General features: G+C 69.1%; 16 protein-coding genes and 1 pseudogene. 9 read left to right on the top strand and 8 right to left on the bottom strand.

Going from position 1 to position 18,301, the window contains the following annotated elements; translation table 11 throughout:
- Positions 1-48: 48 nt before the first annotated feature.
- Both ACZ7IB_RS02965 and ACZ7IB_RS02970 read right to left on the bottom strand, forming a co-directional pair.
- Complete coding sequence (locus ACZ7IB_RS02965; RefSeq protein WP_470908638.1) at positions 49-543, bottom strand: hypothetical protein; 495 nt, start codon at positions 541-543, stop codon at positions 49-51.
- An 84-nt stretch (positions 544-627) separates the two neighbouring features.
- Positions 628-954 carry a hypothetical protein gene (locus ACZ7IB_RS02970; protein ID WP_470908640.1) on the bottom strand — a complete coding sequence of 109 codons (327 nt, stop codon included), beginning with the start codon at positions 952-954 and terminating at the stop codon, positions 628-630.
- A gap of 103 nt (positions 955-1,057) precedes the next feature.
- On the opposite strand from ACZ7IB_RS02970, the pseudogene ACZ7IB_RS02975 reads away from it, so the two are divergent.
- Positions 1,058-1,474, top strand: a pseudogene (locus ACZ7IB_RS02975) (alpha/beta fold hydrolase); the annotation flags it as partial.
- A 31-nt stretch (positions 1,475-1,505) separates the two neighbouring features.
- On the opposite strand, the gene ACZ7IB_RS02980 reads toward ACZ7IB_RS02975, so the two are convergent.
- Positions 1,506-2,249: a GNAT family N-acetyltransferase gene (locus ACZ7IB_RS02980; protein WP_470908641.1), complete on the bottom strand. Its 744-nt coding sequence runs from the start codon at positions 2,247-2,249 to the stop codon at positions 1,506-1,508.
- Between the two features lie 586 nt (positions 2,250-2,835).
- On the opposite strand from ACZ7IB_RS02980, the gene ACZ7IB_RS02985 reads away from it, so the two are divergent.
- A complete protein-coding gene (locus ACZ7IB_RS02985; RefSeq protein ID WP_470908643.1) occupies positions 2,836-3,306 on the top strand; it encodes a transglycosylase SLT domain-containing protein in 471 nt (156 codons plus the stop codon).
- Positions 3,307-3,526: 220 nt separating this feature from the next.
- Here the strand turns inward: ACZ7IB_RS02985 and ACZ7IB_RS02990 are convergent, their stop codons facing one another.
- Genes ACZ7IB_RS02990 through ACZ7IB_RS03000 form a run of 3 tightly spaced genes read right to left on the bottom strand, consistent with a single transcriptional unit; the run spans position 3,527 to position 6,644 of the window.
- The gene (locus tag ACZ7IB_RS02990; RefSeq protein WP_470908644.1) at positions 3,527-4,354 is read right to left on the bottom strand and encodes a sugar phosphate isomerase/epimerase family protein; all 828 of its coding nucleotides are present in this window, start codon (positions 4,352-4,354) and stop codon (positions 3,527-3,529) included.
- Entirely contained in the window at positions 4,351-5,496 is a 1,146-nt protein-coding gene (locus ACZ7IB_RS02995; RefSeq protein WP_470908646.1) for a dihydrodipicolinate synthase family protein, read from the bottom strand. The genes ACZ7IB_RS02990 and ACZ7IB_RS02995 overlap by 4 nt, the downstream gene beginning before the upstream one ends.
- Complete coding sequence (locus ACZ7IB_RS03000; RefSeq protein ID WP_470908647.1) at positions 5,493-6,644, bottom strand: Gfo/Idh/MocA family protein; 1,152 nt, start codon at positions 6,642-6,644, stop codon at positions 5,493-5,495. Before ACZ7IB_RS03000 ends, ACZ7IB_RS02995 begins: the two co-directional genes overlap by 4 nt.
- A 181-nt stretch (positions 6,645-6,825) precedes the next feature.
- Between ACZ7IB_RS03000 and ACZ7IB_RS03005 the strand changes: the two genes are divergently transcribed.
- The 4 genes from ACZ7IB_RS03005 to ACZ7IB_RS03020 all read left to right on the top strand — a co-directional run bounded on the left by ACZ7IB_RS03005 (position 6,826) and on the right by ACZ7IB_RS03020 (position 10,831).
- Positions 6,826-7,425, top strand: coding sequence for an IS607 family transposase (locus tag ACZ7IB_RS03005; RefSeq protein ID WP_470908648.1), 600 nt, complete (start codon positions 6,826-6,828; stop codon positions 7,423-7,425).
- Positions 7,422-8,843 carry a zinc ribbon domain-containing protein gene (locus tag ACZ7IB_RS03010; RefSeq protein WP_470908649.1) on the top strand — a complete coding sequence of 474 codons (1,422 nt, stop codon included), beginning with the start codon at positions 7,422-7,424 and terminating at the stop codon, positions 8,841-8,843. Before ACZ7IB_RS03005 ends, ACZ7IB_RS03010 begins: the two co-directional genes overlap by 4 nt.
- Before the next feature lie 18 nt (positions 8,844-8,861).
- Positions 8,862-9,929 (top strand): LacI family DNA-binding transcriptional regulator, encoded by a 1,068-nt coding sequence (locus ACZ7IB_RS03015; protein ID WP_470908650.1) that lies wholly within the window; start codon positions 8,862-8,864, stop codon positions 9,927-9,929.
- A 113-nt stretch (positions 9,930-10,042) separates the two neighbouring features.
- On the top strand, positions 10,043-10,831 hold the full coding sequence (locus ACZ7IB_RS03020; RefSeq protein ID WP_470908652.1) for a sugar phosphate isomerase/epimerase family protein: 789 nt from the start codon (positions 10,043-10,045) through the stop codon (positions 10,829-10,831).
- 10 nt (positions 10,832-10,841) lie between these two features.
- Here ACZ7IB_RS03020 and ACZ7IB_RS03025 read toward each other — a convergent pair whose 3' ends face one another.
- Positions 10,842-11,801, bottom strand: coding sequence for an EamA family transporter (locus ACZ7IB_RS03025; protein ID WP_470908654.1), 960 nt, complete (start codon positions 11,799-11,801; stop codon positions 10,842-10,844).
- A gap of 101 nt (positions 11,802-11,902) precedes the next feature.
- Here ACZ7IB_RS03025 and ACZ7IB_RS03030 point away from each other — a divergent pair, with 101 nt between their 5' ends.
- The 3 genes from ACZ7IB_RS03030 to ACZ7IB_RS03040 all read left to right on the top strand — a co-directional run bounded on the left by ACZ7IB_RS03030 (position 11,903) and on the right by ACZ7IB_RS03040 (position 16,721).
- Positions 11,903-12,814, top strand: coding sequence for a LysR family transcriptional regulator (locus tag ACZ7IB_RS03030; protein ID WP_470908655.1), 912 nt, complete (start codon positions 11,903-11,905; stop codon positions 12,812-12,814).
- A gap of 179 nt (positions 12,815-12,993) precedes the next feature.
- Positions 12,994-14,661 (top strand): IS200/IS605 family accessory protein TnpB-related protein, encoded by a 1,668-nt coding sequence (locus tag ACZ7IB_RS03035; protein ID WP_470908656.1) that lies wholly within the window; start codon positions 12,994-12,996, stop codon positions 14,659-14,661.
- A gap of 194 nt (positions 14,662-14,855) precedes the next feature.
- Positions 14,856-16,721 carry a glycoside hydrolase family 3 protein gene (locus ACZ7IB_RS03040; RefSeq protein ID WP_470908658.1) on the top strand — a complete coding sequence of 622 codons (1,866 nt, stop codon included), beginning with the start codon at positions 14,856-14,858 and terminating at the stop codon, positions 16,719-16,721.
- Positions 16,722-16,810: 89 nt separating this feature from the next.
- Here the strand turns inward: ACZ7IB_RS03040 and ACZ7IB_RS03045 are convergent, their stop codons facing one another.
- A complete protein-coding gene (locus ACZ7IB_RS03045; protein ID WP_470908659.1) occupies positions 16,811-18,280 on the bottom strand; it encodes a S28 family serine protease in 1,470 nt (489 codons plus the stop codon).
- Between the last annotated feature and the right edge of the window lie 21 nt (positions 18,281-18,301).

Consider the following 18,301-nt stretch of genomic DNA (forward strand, 5'->3'; position numbering starts at 1 on the left):
ACAGCCCGGAAGGGAGGCGGTTCCCCCGCGCCTCCCTTCCGGCCGTGCCTACTTCGCGACGACCACGATGTGCAGCTTGCCGTCGACGACGGCCCAGGCCACGTCGGTCGGCGCCGAAGCGGTCGCGCTCTCCTGGAGCGGGAAGACGTAGAGGCCCTCCGCCGGTGCACCGAGATCGCGGAACAGCGGCTTCTTGCTGATCCAGATCTTGCCGTCGCCGTCCCAGACCGTCGGGGCGTCGTAGTAGAAGTAGCCGTGCGTACGCAGCTCGTCGGCGATACCCTCCGCCCGCTGCCGCAGCTCGGCGATCCGGGCGTCCGCGACAGCGTCCGGCCCGGTGCTGAACGCGACGACATGGTAGACGTTGTTGTCGCCGTAGTCCCGGGTGGCCAGGACGGTCGCCTGTGCCACACCCTTGGCAGTGGCACTGGAGAACAGGGCGTGGTTCTTCTTGGCCCGCTTCCCAAAAAGTCCGCCTCCGAAGAGCTCCTTGAGCCCTTCCACGGAATCGAGCTTTCCGGTCAGCTGAAGATTCTGCGACACGCGACGTGGCCTTTCACTGAGCATTATTCGCACAAATGTGCTACTCGCAGGCTATAGACACCGCTCATGTATGCGCAGCCCCTTTTACGGATTGCTCAACTCCGCCCCTTGTCCCGGCGCTTGTGGCAGTCGTGCCCCTCTGCTCTCCGCGACCCGTTTCACGTCGCGCAGCGACTCCGTCAGCCGGGAGGCGAGGAAGTGCAGTTCACTGCCGGTCACACGCCGGTCCGCCAGGAGGCCGGCGGCATGGCCGAGCAGGTCGCCCGCCATGCCGAGCTGAACGCTCTCGATGTCGTCCGCGACCCGTGACACACGACCGGTCCCGTCCCCGATGACGTAACACGGCTTGCCGTCCGCTCCTGTCCAAGGCAGCAGCCGTGCGGTGCCGGGCTCAGCCGTTTCCCCGGTCATGCGACTGCCCCCGCCACCCGGTGTTCGTGACGGAACTCGATGCCCACGCCGTGCACGGCGAGCCACAGCGTGCGCCGTCGGCACCGGACCTCGCGACGCCCCCGTGCTCCTGCTCATCCATGGATCCGCCGCCTCGAGCCGTTCGTGGGACGCGCTGGTTCCGCTGCTGACCACGCTCCATCGCGTCATCCGGATCGACCTGCCGGGGCACGGCCGCTCGGCCGAACCGGTCGGCGGCGATTACGCGATCCCCGAGCAGGGACGCAGGATCGGCACGGCACTGGACCGGCTCGGAGTCGAGCACGCCATTGTCGCCGGCCACTCCAGCGGTGGCTATGCCGCCACCGCTCTCGCCGAGCAACGACCCGACCTGGTGACTGCGCTCGCGCTCATCAACTCCGGCCCCAGCATGGATGCCTGCATCGCACCGGGGCCCACCGCGATCGACCCCGCGCAGTTGCCACCGGCCGACGAGCAGATCCGCCAGTTCGCGAGCACCGGATTCCGCGCGGGCTACCAGGGACATGGCATTCGCGGAAGAGGACCCGTCCTTACCGGTCCTGGTCGAAGGGGATGTCGCCAAGCCGAACGCTGAGCTGGGCGCCCAGTTCCTGGAACCCCAGAGCTACAGCCACCCGCTGTGATGGATAGGGCCGTGCTCTCCACTGCGGCAGCAACCCGGCATCGAGGGCATGGGCCACTGCTGCGGACGCCACGGCCCGGGCCAGGCGCCGGCCCCGATAGTGCGGGGCAACCAGCACACTCAGCTGGGCCACCGACCGCGGCCAGGACTGATACCCGGCAGCGGCTACTACCTCATCGCCCCGGCGAAGACAGAACGCGGGAGAGGAGATGTCCTCCAGACCGCTCTCGCCGACCTCCTCCTCCCCGGTCAGAGCCAGCAGCGCGGCCAGGCCGCCGTCACCGATCGGCAACTGCTCGACCCCGGTACCTTCATGCGCAGGAAGAAAGCCGTCCCGGCCGAGATAGAAGAGCGAAGCCGGCCCGAGGACATCGAGAACAGGCAGCACCGCACGCAAACGAGCGATGTCGACGAGCTCTTTGTGGGTCATCTTCCGCGCGGCGTCGTCCACCATCCTGGCAGCCCGCACGCTCGGCGCAGTGACGATGGCAGCGTCACCGATCCGTACGATCCCGGTCCACGACGGCGGAGACAACCGCGAGCTGGGCGCGACCACAACCTTTGCCCCTTCTGAGGGACAGAACTCGACCGGTGTGTCCGCCAGCTCCACCCACAGCTCCCGGGCGCGAACGAGCAAGAGATCGTCAGCCATGGCCGCATCCTGACGCCTCTGCAGCCAGAGCGCGACCGGATTCCTCTCGGGCGGACAGCCCGTACCGCAGAACTCGGCCCAGCCGTGATCCATTGAGAATCCGCCACGTCGCGTGAGATGTCACGAGAATCTGCCACCGCACCTCGGCCGACCGCCGCCCACGGCTGCACGCATCCGCGTTCGGAACCACGAAGACCCGTCCGTCCGCAGCGTGATGCCGGTCGTGCGCGGTGGGGACCGCGGGTTCCCTCAGGTCACTTCAAATGGCCCGACCTCGCCCCAACTGCGCCGCGTATTTCATTCATTACACGGGACGAATAGAGGGCTTTTTCCGCTCGCCATGAGCCGTATATCAGTGTCCGTTTTGGGCTGATTTAACACTTACGTCGTGTGATGTGGCCGATATGGTGCGCGTCACCATGATGCCACTTAGTAGGGCAAAGGGATCGCCGCATGGCCTGTTTGCGGCGATTTCGAAAGCCGTTGCCAGTTCCCTGTACGTATTCCGATAGTAAAGAGAGTCATTGACCGAAACTTGAACCCCGCTTAACAATTCTGGGCATCCCCACGGAAGAGGTAATTTCCGATGCAGATCTCCGCGATGTCCAAGAAGTTCGCTCACATGACCCAGACCAAGAAGATTTCACTGGGCATGGCCGCCGCAGGAGCCGCAGTCGTTGCCGGTTCTCTCGCCGGCGCACCGGCCGCCTCGGCCGCCACCCCCGCCCAGTCGAGCAGCGGCCGCATCAGCGGCTGGATCAACGAATCACTGACGATCATGCGCGCGCAGGGCATCCCGGGCTCCTACCACGGGATCCACCGCAATCTGATGCGCGAGTCGAGTGGCAACCCGAATGCCATCAACAACTGGGACTCCAACGCCGCCAAGGGCATCCCGTCCAAGGGGCTGCTCCAGGTCATCGACCCGACCTTCAAGGCGTATCACGTCCCCGGCACCTCGTGGAACATCTACGACCCGGTCGCCAACATCACCGCCGCCTGCAACTACGCGGCACAGCGCTACGGCTCGATCGACAACGTCAACTCGGCCTATTGATCAGCATGCGATGAAGCTTCGGGAATTCGCGAGACGGTCCCGACGAGGCGAAACGGGGTCCGGTCAGAAGACCGGACCCCCCTCGCTTTCCCCCTCAGTCAGGGCTTCCCGATCCCCCCGGATCCCTCCCCGGAAGCGCCCGACGCCAGATATGACCCGGCGGGGTGCCGAACGGTTGCACGTCTTGGCGATCTCTTTACCCTGGCTGCAAAAAGCCTTCTCAGCAGGCGTGTTCGGAGTACCGGGACGCGACCTCCGCGAGGACTTCGGCGCCGTCGCGGGCCCAGAGGTCCTCGTTGAAGATCTCCACCTCGATGGGACCGTCGAAGCCGGTGGCCTCGACCAGCGTGCGGAACGCGCGGAAGTCCACGGCCCCGTCGCCCAGTTGGCCCCGGCCGACCAGGACGCCCGCCGGGAGCGGGGTGATCCAGTCCGCCAGCTGGAAGGAGTGGATACGGCCGCCCGCGCCCGCCCGGGCGATCTGTGCGGCCGCCTGGTCGTCCCACCAGATGTGGTACGTGTCGACGACCACCCCGACCTGCTCGGCGGGGAAGCGTTCCGCGATGTCCAGGGCCTGGGAGAGCGTGGAGACGACGCAGCGGTCCGAGGCGAACATCGGGTGCAGCGGTTCGATCGCCAGACGTACGCCTCGCTCGGCCGCGTACGGCGCGAGTTCGCCCAGGGCGTCCGCGATCCGCTCACGCGCGCCGTGCAGGTCCTTGCTGCCTGCCGGGAGGCCGCCGGAGACGAGGACCAGGGTGTCGGTGGACAGGGCCGCCGCCTCGTCGAGCGCGGCGCGGTTGTCGTCCAGGGCGCGGGCCCGTTCGACCGGGTCGATGGCGGTGAAGAAGCCGCCTCGGCAGAGGCTTGTGACCGAGAGGCCGGAATCGGCGAGCAGTCGGGCGGTGCGCTCGATGCCGTACTCCTGCACGGGGGCCCGCCACAGGCCGGCCTTGTCGATGCCCGCCTTGACGCAGCCCTCGGCCAGCTCGGGCAGCGACCACTGCTTGATGGTCTCCTGGTTGATGGAGAGACGGCCGTCGCTCATCGTTCGCCTCCGTTGACCGCGAGCAGGGCACGCATCCGGGATTCGGCCAGCTCCGGGTCGGGGAACAGGCCCAGCCGGTCGGCGAGTTCGTACGCCTTCGCCAGATGCGGCAGCGAGCGCGCGGACTGCAGACCGCCGACCATGGTGAAGTGGTCCTGGTGGCCGGCCAGCCAGGCGAGGAACACCACGCCCGTCTTGTAGAAGCGGGTGGGCGCCTGGAAGAGGTGGCGGGAGAGTTCGACCGTGGGGTCGAGGACGTCCCGGAAGCCCTGGACGTCCCCGGTGTCCAGAACCCGTACCGCGTGTGCGGCAAGCGGGCCCAACGGGTCGAAGATGCCGAGCAGGGCATGGCTGAAGCCCCGGTCGTCGCCCGCGATCAGCTCGGGGTAGTTGAAGTCGTCGCCGGTGTAGCAGCGGACCCCGCCGGGCAGACGGCGGCGGACGTCGATCTCGCGCTCGGCGTCCAGGAGCGAGATCTTGATGCCGTCGACCTTGTCCGGGTGCTCGGCGATGACCTTCAGGAAGGTATCGGTGGCGGCGTCGAGGTCCGAGGAGCCCCAGTAGCCCTCCAGCGCCGGGTCGAACATCGGGCCGAGCCAGTGCAGGACGACCGGTTCCGAGGACTGGCGCAGGAGGTGCGCGTACGTCTCCAGGTAGTCCTCGGGCCCCTTTGCCGCGGCGGCGAGCGCGCGGGAGGCCATCAGGATGGCCTGGGCGCCGCTCTCCTCGACGAGGGTGAGCTGCTCCTCGTACGCGGACCGCACCTCGGCGAGCGAGGCGGGTCCGGCGGGAAGCTGGTCGGTGCCTACGCCGCAGGCGATGCGGCCGCCGACCGCCTTCGCCTCGGCGGCGGAACGGCGGATCAGTTCGGCCGCGCCGGCCCAGTCCAGACCCATGCCGCGCTGGGCGGTGTCCATGGCTTCGGCGACGCCGAGACCGTGCGACCAGAGGTGGCGGCGGAAGGCGAGGGTGGCGTCCCAGTCGACGGCGGCCGGTGAGTCGGGGCTGATGTCGGCGTACGGGTCGGCGACGACATGGGCGGCCGAGAAGACCGTACGGGAAGCGAGGGGAGCCTCGCCTGGGGCGAGGTCGAGCGGGGTGGTGCGGGGTTCGTACGGACCCTGCGGGAGGTGGATCGTCACAGCGTCAGCTCCGGTACGTCGAAGCGGCGGCCCTCGGCGGAGGACTTCAGGCCCAGCTCGGCGAGCTGGACGCCGCGGGCGCCTGCCATCAGGTCCCAGGTGTACGGCTCGTCGAGCACGATGTGGCGCAGGAAGAGCTCCCACTGGGCCTTGAAGCCGTTGTCGAACGCGGCGTTGTCGGGGACTTCCTGCCACTGGTCGCGGAACGACTCGGTGACCGGGAGGTCCGGGTTCCAGACCGGCTTGGGGGTGGCCGAGCGGTGCTGGACACGGCAGTTGCGGAGGCCGGCGACGGCGGAGCCGTGGGTTCCGTCGACCTGGAACTCGACGAGCTCGTCGCGGTTGACGCGGACCGTCCAGGAGGAGTTGATCTGTGCGACGGCTCCGCTCTCCAGCTGGAAGATGCCGTACGCGGCGTCGTCGGCGGTGGCGGCGTACGGCTTCCCCTGCTCGTCCCAGCGCTGCGGGATGTGCGTCTGGACGTGCGCCTGGACGGTGGAGATCCGGCCGAACAGCTCGTGGAGCACGTACTCCCAGTGCGGGAACATGTCGACGACGATGCCGCCGCCGTCCTCGGCGCGGTAGTTCCAGGACGGGCGCTGGGCCTCCTGCCAGTCGCCCTCGAAGACCCAGTAGCCGAACTCGCCTCGTACGGAGAGGATCTCGCCGAAGAAGCCGCCGTCGATGAGACGCTTCAGCTTCAGCAGGCCCGGCAGGAAGATCTTGTCCTGGACGACGCCGTGCTTGATCCCGGCGTCACGGGCCAGGCGGGCCAGCTCCAGGGCGCCCTCGACGTCCGTGGCGGTGGGCTTCTCGGTGTAGATGTGCTTGCCCGCGGCGATCGCCTTCTTGATCGCCTCGACGCGGGCCGAGGTGACCTGGGCGTCGAAGTAGATGTCGATGCTGTCGTCCGCGAGGACCGCGTCGAGGTCGGTCGACCACTCGGTCAGACCGTGCTGCGCGGCGAGCTCCTCCAGCGCATGGGCGCGGCGGCCGACCAGAACGGGCTCGGGCCACAGCACGTCGCCGTCGCCGAGATCGAGGCCGCCCTGCTCGCGGATCGCGAGGATCGAGCGCACCAGGTGCTGCCGGTATCCCATGCGACCCGTGACGCCGTTCATGGCGATGCGCACTGTCCTGCGTGTCACGAAAGTTCCTCCATACAACCGTAGCAAGCGCTTTCTATCGATGATGACGCTAGCCTGCCGACAGCGGCCCGGACAAGAGGGGGCGCGCCGACAACTCCTCTCACTCCTCGTCACCCTCGGAGCTGACATCTAGTGCCTGGTTCTTGCCTATTCCTGTGCAGAGTTGCGTACGGTGATCGGCATGTACCGGATCAGCGAGTTCGCGCAGCGTGTTGGCCGCTCCGCTTCCACCATTCGCAGGTGGGAGCGCGAGGGTCGTATCGCGCCGCAACGCGTGTCCGGTCAGCGGTACTTCACCGATGCGGACGTGCGACAGGTGCTCCAGCCCGGTTTCGACGAGTCCGCGCGTCAGACCATCGTGTACTGCCGGGTGTCCTCGCCCGGACAGAAGGGCGATCTGGCCTCGCAGGTGCAGGCGATGGAGGAGTTCTGCCGGGGCCGCGGTCTCGCTGTCGATCAGTGGATTCGCGAGGTCGGCGGAGGGATGGACCTCCAGCGGAAGAAGTTCCTCGCCCTGATGGATGCGATCGAGCGGGGCGAGGTCGGCACGCTGGTGATAGCGCACAAGGACCGGCTGGCCCGGTTCGGGTTCGACTACTTGGAGCACGTCGCAACGAAGAACGGCTGCACCATCGTGGTGGCGAATCAGGAGTCACTGTCGCCGCAGGAGGAAATGGTGCAGGACTTGTTGGCAGTCGTACACACCTTCTCTGGCCGCCTGCATGGTCTGCGACGCTACGAGAAGGCACTGAAGGACGAGTTGGCCGGCGGTGGCCGGTGAAAGTCACTCGCGTCGCGTACTCGAAGAACCTCAACGACGGGAAGTACAGCCGGCTCGAGGAGCAGGCTCGCCGCCTTGGTGTGGTTCGTTCGCTGGTGTGGCGGCAGTTCGGCTCGGTGGGCGGCCTCGAGTGGTCGGACAGGCAGATCCGTGATGTGTGGATCGCCGACGGCACCGCGCAGACCCTCGGCGTCCTGGCGAACGCGTGGAAGGAGACCGTGCGGGACGCGGTCGCCGGCATCACCGCCAACCGGGAAGCGGCCAAGGTCACGGTCCGCCGTGCGATCAACCGGCGCACCAAGGAAGAGGCCGAGCGGAAGCGACTGTTCAAGCTGCTGAAGCGGGACACCTGGTCCGATGACCCATTCCTTGCCCGGCAGATGCGCCGACACGGGAAACGCGGACGCAACCGCACCCACAACCAGATCGTGGTCCGCGCCGACCAGTACAAGACCTTCACCCTCACCGAGGGCGGAAACGTCTGGCTCGCCGTGCCCGGTCTGGAGCGCCGCCAGCTCGTACGTATCCCGCTGAACACCACGGTTGCCCCGACCGGCACGCTGCGGCTTGTCCTGCGCAGCAACCGGGTCGAGGTGCACTACACCATCGACGCGAAGGACATGAAGTCCTCCAAACGTCCCGTCGGCACCCGCACGATCGGCGTGGACAAGGGATACACCGAGGTCCTCACCGACTCCGACGGCCGGCACCACGGAACCCGGCTCGGCGACATGCTGACCTCCGAGTCCGATCACCGGAAGGTCAAGAACGCCCGACGGGCCAAACTCCGCAGCGTCGCGGAGAAGGCCGAACAGCGCGGCGACCTGGCTAAAGCCCGGCGTGTCCGTGACAACAACCTCGGCACCCTCAAGCGTGACCGGCGCTCAGCCGCGTGGCAGTGCCGAGTCCGCGACCTCACCTTCAAGGCCGTGCACGCGGTTGCCGACAAGGCGGCCGTGATCGTGGCCGAAGACCTCACCAAGACTTTCGCCGGCGTCAAGAAGCTGGGGAAGAACACGAACCGACGCCTCGCCGCGTGGACCAAGGGTGTCACCGCGGAAGCGCTCAATGCCGTGTCGGACCGCAAAGGTTCTGCGGTGCGGCTGGTCAACGCTGCCTACACATCACAAGTCGTCCCCTTTACGAACATCCTTGGTGTCCGCAAAGGGGACCGGCTTCACTGCACCGAGTGCGGGGCCGTACGGCAAGCCGACCACGCCGGAGCGGTCAACATCCTGCACAGAGACGGTGATCCCGACATCACCCTGTTCACCCCGCACACGCGGGTGAAACAGCTCTTGCAGGAACGTACCGACCGCCAACGGTCCCGACTGCCGATGGACCAGGACTCCAGCACGTCAGCACAACTGTGCTCGTGCGGAGAGCGAAATATCCGAATGCTCAACAACGAGCAATAAGCAGGAAGCAGGAAAGCGATGACAGTCACCCTGGCGGATGTGGCGGCCCGCGCCCGGGTGTCCCCGGCCACCGTCTCCCGCGTGTTGAACGGCAACTACCCGGTGGCCGCATCCACCCGGGAGCGGGTACTGCGCGCGGTGGACGACCTGGACTATGTGCTCAACGGGCCCGCGAGTTCACTCGCGGCGGCCACGTCCGACCTGGTCGGCATCCTGGTCAACGACATCGCCGACCCGTTCTTCGGGATCATGGCCGGGGCGGCGCAGACCGAGATCGGCGGGCCCGGGGACGGTTCGGGCCGGGCGGGCGGCGAGAAGCTCGCCGTCATCTGCAATACCGGCGGCTCCCCCGAACGCGAACTCACCTATCTCACCCTGCTCCAGCGCCAGCGCGCCGCGGCCGTCATCCTGACCGGTGGCGCCGTGGAGGACCCGGCGCACCGGGCCGCGATGTCCGCCAAGCTGGCGAAACTCGCGGACGCGGGCACCCGTGTGGTGCTGTGCGGACGGCCGCCGCTGCCGGGCAGCGAGGCGGTCGTGGCCGCGCTCGCCTTCGACAACCGGGGCGGCGGGCGGCGCCTCACCGAGCATCTGCTCTCGCTCGGCCACCGGCGGATCGCCTATGTCGCGGGCCCGTTGGAACGGACGACGACCCGCCACCGCCTTGAGGGCCACCGCGCCGCGATGAGAGCGGCGGGGCTCGTCGGTGACGAGGAGCGCCTCACCGTCCACGGCCCCTACGACCGCCGCTCCGGCCACGACGCCACCCTCGAACTCCTGCGCCGCGAGCCGGAGGTGACGGCTGTCGTCGCCGCCAACGACACTGTGGCGCTGGGCGCCTGCGCGGCGATCCGGGAGAGCGGTCTGCGCATCCCCGAGGACATCTCGGTGGCGGGCTTCGACGATCTGCCGTTCTCGGTGGACGCGGTACCGGCGCTGACGACCGTACGACTGCCGCTGTTCGAGGCGGGCGCGCGGGCGGGCCGGCTGGCGATGGACAAGGAGACGCCGCCGCCGGGCGGCATCGCGACGATCGCGGCGGAGCTGATGGTGCGGGGGTCGACGGCGCCGCCGCGGGTGGGCTGAGGTTGTGCCCCCGGGTCGGGGGTACTGGTGTGTCTTGCCCCGGGCGATGATGTGCTGGCCGCCGTCCGGCGCGTACGGCGCGGTGGCACGTACCGATGGAAGGAACCACGCAAGTGAAGCTCGCTTTCTCGACCCTCGGAGTGCCGGGGATGCCGGTGGCCGATGTCGTCCGGCTCGCCACAGAGCACGGATATCAGGGGGTGGAGCTGCGCGCCCACCCCGAGGAACCGGTGCACCCGGGCATCTCGGCGCTCGAACGGGCCGATGTCGTCGAGGAGTTCAAGAAGGGCGGCGTCGAGATCCTGACCGTCGCCGGGTATGTCCGGGTCGCGGCCGAGGGGGACGACCGGGCCGCGCTGGACGAGCTCGCCGGGCTGGTGGAGCTGGCGCACGACCTGGGTGCGAAGAACGTCCGGGTCTTCCCGGGCGGCGGTGACCAGGACCCCGCCGTGGCCGATACGACCGCCGCCCGCCGGCTGGCCGCCGCTGCTCCGCACGCCGCCGACCTGGGCGTACGCATCCTGCTCGAAACCCATGACTCGCACCGGGCGGGCGCCGATGTGGCCCGGGTCGTCGGGACGGTCGGGCACGGGCAGATCGGCGCGCTCTGGGACATCATGCACACCTGGCTCGCGGGCGAGGAACCGGCCGCGAGCCATGCGGTGCTGGCCCCGCACCTGGGCTACGTACAGGTGAAGGACATCGCATCGGCCGAGGACACCGAGCCGTTGGCGCTGGGTGCCGGGGTGCTGCCGCTGGGGGCCTGCCTGGACACGCTGGACCCGGACAGCTGGGTCTGCTGGGAGTACGAGAAGCGGTGGCACCCGGGGGCGGCCGAGCTGCCGGGGCTGCTGAGCGCGGGGCGGGAGCATCTGCTGCGGCTGGGAGCGCCCAAGTCGTAGGCGGCTGCGGTCAGGTCCGTGCCGGCCGCGGTGCCGCTTCCGGTGTCACCGGCTCCGCGGGTCCCGCAGTCGCACCGGGCTCGGGAGCCCGATCCGATGCCGCCCGGCCGGTCCGCCGCGCCCCCGCCAGCGATGTGAGGGCCACCCCGCCGACCAGCAGCGCCGCCGCGCACCACCGCAGCGGACTCACCGACTCGCCCAGCAGCAGCGCGGCCGCCGACATCCCGAAGACCGGGACGAGCAGGGTGAACGGGGCCACCGACGACGCCGGGTGATGGCGCAGCAGGAAGCCCCAGGCCCCGAAGCCGAAGACGGTGGTGATCCAGGCGACGTAGACGATGATCCCGGCGCCGCTCCAGTCGAGCGCGGCCAGCGCGTCGGCGTCACGGTCCCAGCCCTCGAAGAGGAGGGAGAGACCGAGCAGCGGGAGCACGGGCACGGTCGAGACCCAGACCATGAAGTTGAGGGAGTCGGGCGGCGCGGCCTTGCGGGTCAGTACGTTGGACACACCCCAGCAGGCCGCCGCCGCGATCACCAGGACGAAGGCGAGTACGGGCCCGCTCGCGCCCTCGTCGACCGCGGCCACCCCGATGCCCGCGAGGGCCACCCCCATCCCCGACGCCCTGACCTTTCCCGGCCGTTCACCCAGCGCGAGCGCCGCGAAGAGGGCGGTGAAGACCGCCTGGACCTGGAGCACGAGGGAGGAGAGGCCGGCGGGCATTCCGCGGTCCATGCCGATGAACAGCAGCCCGAACTTCGCCACTCCGAGGACGAGTCCGACGCCCACGATCCACTTCCAGCCGACCTTGGGGCGTCCGACGAAAAAGACCGCGGGCAGGGCGGCGACCAGGAAACGCAGGGCGGAGAAGAGCAGCGGCGGGAAGTGCCCGAGGCCGACCTCGATGACGACGAAATTGACACCCCAGACGGCGGCCACCAGGGCGGCCAGGGCGATGTGGAGGGGACGCATGCACCGAGGATCGCCCGCATCGACCATGTAGCACCAGCACGGATTTCTTCATGGTGAAATTGAGCGTTGCTAACGAAAGGCCCCACATCCGGGAGGTTCCGGTGCTCGATCTGTCCCGGCTGCGCGCACTGCACGCCATCTCCGTCCATGGCTCCGTCGCGGGCGCCGCCACCGCGCTCGGCTACACCCCGTCGGCGGTCTCGCAGCAGATCACCAAGCTGGAGCGGGAGACCCGTACGACCCTCCTCGAACGCCGCGGACGCGGTGTCGCACTGACCGAGGAGGCGCTCCATCTGGCCGAGACGGCCCAGCAGTTGCTGGCGATCGTGGAGCGTGCGGAGACGACGCTGGAGGAGCGCAGGGGGCTGCCGACCGGGCGACTCTCGATCGGCGCATTCGCGTCCGCGGCGCGCGGACTGCTGCCCGGTGTACTGGCCGGGCTGGACCGGGACCATCCGGTCCTGGACGTCCGGTTGACCGAGGTCGATCCGCATCTCTCGGTCGACCTGGTGGCCAAGGGCGTGATCGATCTGGCGGTCGCGCACGACTGGGACATCGCCCCGCTGCCCGCCCCGGAGGGGGTGGCGCAGGCGGTGATCGGTGACGACCGGTGCGATCTGCTGGTGCCCGAGGGCCATCGGCTCGCCGGGCGGGACGCGGTGCGGCGCGAGGAGCTGGCGAAGGAGCGGTGGATCTGCCAGCCGCCGGGGACGGTCTGCCACGACTGGCTCGTACGGACGCTGCGCGCGGCGGGTTACGAGCCCGACATCCGGCACCAGGCGGAGGAGAACCACACCCAACTGGCCCTGCTCGCCGCCGGTCTCGGGGTCGCGCTGATCCCGCGACTGGGGCGGGGGCCGCTGCCGGCGGGGGTGGTGGCGGTGCCACTCGATCCCGTACCGGTGCGTCGGCTGTACGCGCTGTGGCGTACGGAGGCGGCCCGGCGGCCCGCGATCACGGCGGCGGTGTCGGCACTCCAGGCACACGGGGCCGCGGTGGGGCTGAGGAGGTAAGGGGTTGCGAGCTGCTGCCGGTTCGCTGCACTGAGGTGAGTTGTGGTGAGCGGGAGTGAGTCCTGTCGGTGGGTTCACGGTGTGGGAACGGTAGTTCTGGAGCCGAATGGGTGACCTTGGCGGTTGCTGCTCGTTGGGCTGGGTGGCAGGTGCTCGGCCTGGAGTGAGGGGGTGATGTGGTGGGTGGTTTGCGGGAGTTGGCGGCGCCGTTCGTGGTGCCCGGGCCTTGCGAGGTGGCGGTCCGGGACCGTCTGAAGCACCTCACGCCACAGGACGAGATGGTTCTGCGCGCGGTCGGTGAGCATCAGGGTCGTCTGGCTTCGCGTGATCTCAGGGCTCGCTGTGCGGATGGTCTGGAGCACAGCAAGGACACCTGGGCGTCGCGCAAGCGGGACCTGACGCCGCTTTCGTCGTCGCGGATCGCGGGTGCGATCACCAAGGCCACGCACGATCAGTGGGCGCTGGCCCGGCGTTGCCAGGCAGCGCACATCCAGACGTTGGAAGCCGGGATCAGGACGTTGCGGCACCGCCTGTCCCTCCCGATCGGGGAACCCGGGACGAAGCGGGCCGCGGGCAGCTACCGCTCCCGGAGTGAGTGGTTCAGCAAGTCCCGCCGCCTCGCTGCACTGGAGGCACGGCATGCGGCCGTTGTCGCCGACCGGCAGGCCGGACGGGTTCGTGTGGTACGGGGCGGCAAACGTCTCCTCAATACCCGCCACCACCTCACCCGGGCCCGGCTGACCGAAGACCAGTGGCGGGAGCGGTGGGAGGCGGAGCGCTGGTTCATCGCTGCGGATGGTGAGTCGGGGAAGCGGTTCGAGAACGAAACGATCCGCGTCACCCCGGACGGTGAAGTGTCGATCAGGCTGCCCGCCCCGCTCGCGCACCTGGCCAATGCCAGGCACGGCCGGTATGTCCTCGCCCCCACCGTGGCGTTCGCGCACCGGGGCGCAGAGTGGGCCGATCGCGTCGAAACGAACCGGGCCATGGCCTATCGCATCCACCTCGATACGGACCGTGGCCGCTGGTACCTCACCGCGTCCTGGCAACGCCCCGTCGTGAAGACCATCCCGCTGGAGACTGCCCGCGCCCGTGGCATGGTCGGCGTCGACACCAACGCCGACCACTTCGCCGCCTACCACCTCGACCGGCACGGCAACCCCATCGGCGACCCGCACCGCTTCCCCTACGACCTGTCCGGCACCGCCGCTCACCGCGACGCCCAGATCCGCCACGCCCTGACCCGCCTGATCAACTGGGCCAAGCAGGCCGGTGTCGCCGCGATCGGCATCGAAGACCTCGACTTCACCACCGAGAAGACCCGCGAGAAGCACGGCCGCAGGAAGCGGTTCCGGCAGCTGATCTCCGGCATCCCGACCGGCAAGCTCAAGGCCCGGCTGGTCTCCATGGCCGCCGAACAGGGCCTGAGCATGGTCGCGGTCGACCCCGCCTACACCAGCATGTGGGGTGCCCAGCACTGGCAGAAACCACTGGCCACCCCCAAGCGAAAGATGTCCCGTCACGATGCCGCCGGCATCGCGATCGGACGACGCGCCCTCGGACACCCGATCCGGGATGGGGTATCCCCTGCTCGAACGGAGTTGAGAGCTTGGGGAAGGACGGCACCGCCCCCACACGACCGGAGTGATCGTGCGGGGCATCGGACCGCCCAGGCCCCACCAGGCACCCGAGGACGTGAGGGAACCCGCCCACCCGCAACGGATCACGCCCCTGGAGGCGTGCCGCCGAACGGGACGCGAAAGCGGCAACCCAGTGCATCCAAAACCGTTCGGGATGCGCCCAGCACGCAGCAGTGGGTCCAGGACTCACTCATGCGCACTGGTTAGGAACGGTCCCGGCAGGCGTCCCGGCCCCGCGCCCCGATCACCGGACCTGCCCGGATTCGCCCCCACCTCCCCGATCACCGGACGGGCTCAAAACGGTCCGGACCCTTGACCGGAAGTTATTTTCTGGATATCCGTGCTCCTTGGAAGTTTCTTTCACCACCCCCTCGTCCCCGAGTACGGCCGAAGGAGCTCACGTGCACCACCGCACCTCCAGACGCACCCTCCTCACCGCCACCGCCGCGACCGCCGCAGCCGCCGTCACGGGCGGGGTCGTCGCCCCCGGCGCCGTCGCCGCCCAGAGGTCCGCGGGCAGCGGGCACAGCGGCGGGCACCACACCTCAGCCGCCACCACCGAGCGCCTCAAGCGGCTCATCTCCCGGATGACCCTGGAGGAGAAGGTCGGACAGCTCTTCGTGATGCGGGTGTACGGGCACTCCGCCACCGAGCCCGACCAGGCCGACATCGACGCCAACATGGCGGAGATCGGGGTCCGTACCGCCGCCGAGATGATCGCCAAGTACCACGTCGGCGGGATCATCTACTTCGCCTGGGCGCACAACACCCGCGACCCGCACCAGATCGCCGACCTCTCCAACGGCATCCAGTGCGCCGGCCTCGCCGGCCCCACCCCCCTGCCGCTCCTCGTCTCCACCGACCAGGAGCACGGCATCGTCTGCCGCGTCGGCGAGCCCGCCACCCTGATGCCGGGCGCGATGGCGCTGGGCGCCGGCGGTTCGCGCTCCGACGCCCGCCGGGCCGGGCAGATCGCGGGCGCCGAACTGGCCGCGATCGGCATCAACCAGAACTACGCCCCGGACGCCGACGTCAACGTCAACCCGGCCAACCCGGTGATCGGCGTACGCTCCTTCGGCTCCGACCCGCAGTCCGTGGCCGGGATGGTCGCCGCCCAGGTGAAGGGGTACCAGAGCAGCGGCATCGCCTCGACCGCCAAGCACTTCCCCGGCCACGGCGACACCAACACCGACAGCCACACCGGTCTGCCCGTCATCCGCCACACCCGGGAGCAGTGGGCGGAGCTGGACGAACCGCCGTTCCGGGCCGCGATCGCCGCGGGCATCGACTCGATCATGACCGCGCACATCGTGGTCCCGGCACTGGACCCCGCACAGGACCCGGCGACGCTGTCCCGCCCGATCCTCACCGGCATCCTGCGCGAGGAGCTCGGCTACGACGGCGTCGTGGTCACCGACTCGCTCGGCATGGAAGGCGTACGGACCAAGTACGGCGACGCGCGCGTGCCGGTCCTCGCGCTTCAGGCGGGCGTCGACCAGCTGCTCAACCCGCCGAACCTCGACGTCTCCTGGAACGCTGTCCTGGAGGCCGTGAAGAGCGGTGAGATCAGCGAGGCCAGGATCGAGGAATCGATCCTGCGGATCCTGCGGCTGAAGACGAAGCTCGGGCTGTTCGACGACCCGTTCGTCAGCCACAGGGGAGTGGACCGCACCGTCGGGACGCGGGCCCATCTCGCCGCCGCCGACCGGATCGCCGAGCGCACGACCACACTGCTCGCCAACGACGGCGCGGTGCTGCCGCTCTCCCGCCGCTCCCACAAGAACCTCCTCGTGGTCGGCGCCGATCCGGCCTCTCCGTCCGGCACCACCGGGCCGCCGACCACCGCCCTGGCCACCGCCTTCGTGGAGCTGGGGTACGCGGCAACCGCGCTGTCCACCGGCACCGCCCCCACCAAGGCGAAGATCGACGAGGCGGTGGCGGCCGCACAGGGCAAGGACGCGGTGATCGTGGGGACGTACAACGTCTCGGCGACCAGCTCGCAGCGCACCCTGGTGAGCGCCCTCGCGGCAACCGGCATCCCGGTGATCACGGTCGCGATCCGCAATCCGTACGACATCGCCCAGCTGTCCGGGACCGGGTTCGCGGCGAACCTGGCCACGTACTCCTGGACCGATGTCGAACTGCGGGCCGCCGCCCGGGTGATCGCGGGCCGCGCCGGCCCGGAGGGCACCCTGCCGGTGCCGGTGCAGCGCGCGGACGATCCGGCGCAGGTGCTGCACCCGGTCGGTTACGGACTGACCTACTAGACCCGCGGGAACCGGGAAGGGGCTGTGCACACGCACAGCCCCTTCCTTGGCACGAGGACCGCTTCACGAGGCCCCTTCGCGAGGACCGCTTACGGCCGCAGCCCGCGCTCGCTCTTCACGTCCCGCTTGTCGAGCCGTTCGTCGAACTTCGCGAGCGGCTTCGCCTTCGCCGGGTCGTCCTGCACGGCGGCCGGGGCGACACCCGCCCAGCGCAGGATGGCCGCGGTGGCCTTCGCCTTTTCGTCGTCGGCGAGCCCGGCCACGTTGGAGCCGTGGTTGCCGCCGGCCACGGTCATGACATAGCTGTCACGGGCGCCCGCCCCGAGCCGGAAGCGCTCCGCACCCCACGGGTCGTTCTGCCCGTACACGTACAGCATGTGGTTGGCATGGTGCTTCACCCAGGTGTCGACGTCGCGCATGGCCGACGGCTGGAACTTCATCGGGATGGAGCGCGGCACATAGGTGCGCGGCGGCTGGTATCCGTACCGGCTCAGCTCGCCGAGCCACGGCTGCTTGATGTCCGGCGAACCGAGCTGGGTGCCCGCCTGGTAGTAGTACGGGGTGTACTTCTCCAGGCCCTGGTCGGCGTAGGCGGAGAAGCCGGAGATCGAGTCGATCGAGTCCCAGATCGCCTGATCGGGGGCGTTCTTGGCGTCGGCCGGGATGGTGTCGCAGTCGGACAGCAGGCTGTACTGCCAGTACGCCCAGACGTAGTCCATGACGACGGCCTCGTACGCCTTGTCGAGCGAGCCGACGGTGTTGAAGGTGTAGCCCTTCTCGGCGGCGTACTCCTCGTACTTCTTCTCCAGCGGCTCGCGGCGGATCAGCGCCTCGCGCTGCACCCCGTTCAGCTTGTCGCGGCACTCCTTGGTACCAACGTTCTCGAAGAACCGGTCGTACGCCGAGTCCTCCTTGTCGACCACGTCGTTGGGCGCGACGTACGCGACGACGCCGTCCATGTCCTTGGGGTAGAAACGCTCGAAGTACGTGGCGGTCATGCCGCCCTTGGATCCGCCGGTGGTCAGCCAGTTCTTGGTGTAGATCTGCTTCAGCGCGGTGAAGACGCGGTGCTGGTCGCTGGCGGCCTGCCAGATGTCGAGCTTGGACCAGTCGGCGGGCGCCGGGCGGGACGGGGTGAAGAACCGGTACTCCAGGGAGACCTGGTTGCCGTCGATGATCCGGGTCGGCTCGGAGCGGCTGGGGTTCGTGGAGACGTTGTAGCCGCTGGTGTAGAAGACCGTCGGGCGGGACGTGTCCTTGTGCAGCAGGGTGATGCGCTGCTGGAAGGTGCCCTTGGACGGGTGCCGGTGATCGATCGGCTGGGTGTAGTTGAGGACGAAGTAGCGGTAGCCGTCGTACGGCTTCTCCTCGATGAGACTCATTCCCGGGATGGCCAGGATGCGGTCCTTGATGTCCGTACTCGTGCCGCTGTCACTGCCGACCGTGCTCCGGAACGCGGTCGGTTCCGCGGCGGTGGCCGCCCCGGCCGAGGCACCCGTCGCACTCACTGTGCCGATGAGCACCGCGAGCGACAGGAACCCTCTGAGCGCCTTGCGCATGCACCCTCCCCTTGATTCACA

Source organism: Streptomyces sp. NPDC037301 (assembly GCF_055602785.1).

Coding starts and splice junctions, on each gene's coding strand:
- ACZ7IB_RS02970 (WP_470908640.1), bottom strand. CDS start 954: ATGACCGGGGAAACGGCTGAGCCCGGCACCGCACGGCTGCTGCCTTGG.
- ACZ7IB_RS03025 (WP_470908654.1), bottom strand. CDS start 11,801: ATGCGTCCCCTCCACATCGCCCTGGCCGCCCTGGTGGCCGCCGTCTGG.
- ACZ7IB_RS02990 (WP_470908644.1), bottom strand. CDS start 4,354: ATGAGCGACGGCCGTCTCTCCATCAACCAGGAGACCATCAAGCAGTGG.
- ACZ7IB_RS03005 (WP_470908648.1), top strand. CDS start 6,826: ATGTACCGGATCAGCGAGTTCGCGCAGCGTGTTGGCCGCTCCGCTTCC.
- ACZ7IB_RS03045 (WP_470908659.1), bottom strand. CDS start 18,280: ATGCGCAAGGCGCTCAGAGGGTTCCTGTCGCTCGCGGTGCTCATCGGC.
- ACZ7IB_RS02980 (WP_470908641.1), bottom strand. CDS start 2,249: ATGGCTGACGATCTCTTGCTCGTTCGCGCCCGGGAGCTGTGGGTGGAG.
- ACZ7IB_RS02985 (WP_470908643.1), top strand. CDS start 2,836: ATGCAGATCTCCGCGATGTCCAAGAAGTTCGCTCACATGACCCAGACC.
- ACZ7IB_RS03015 (WP_470908650.1), top strand. CDS start 8,862: ATGACAGTCACCCTGGCGGATGTGGCGGCCCGCGCCCGGGTGTCCCCG.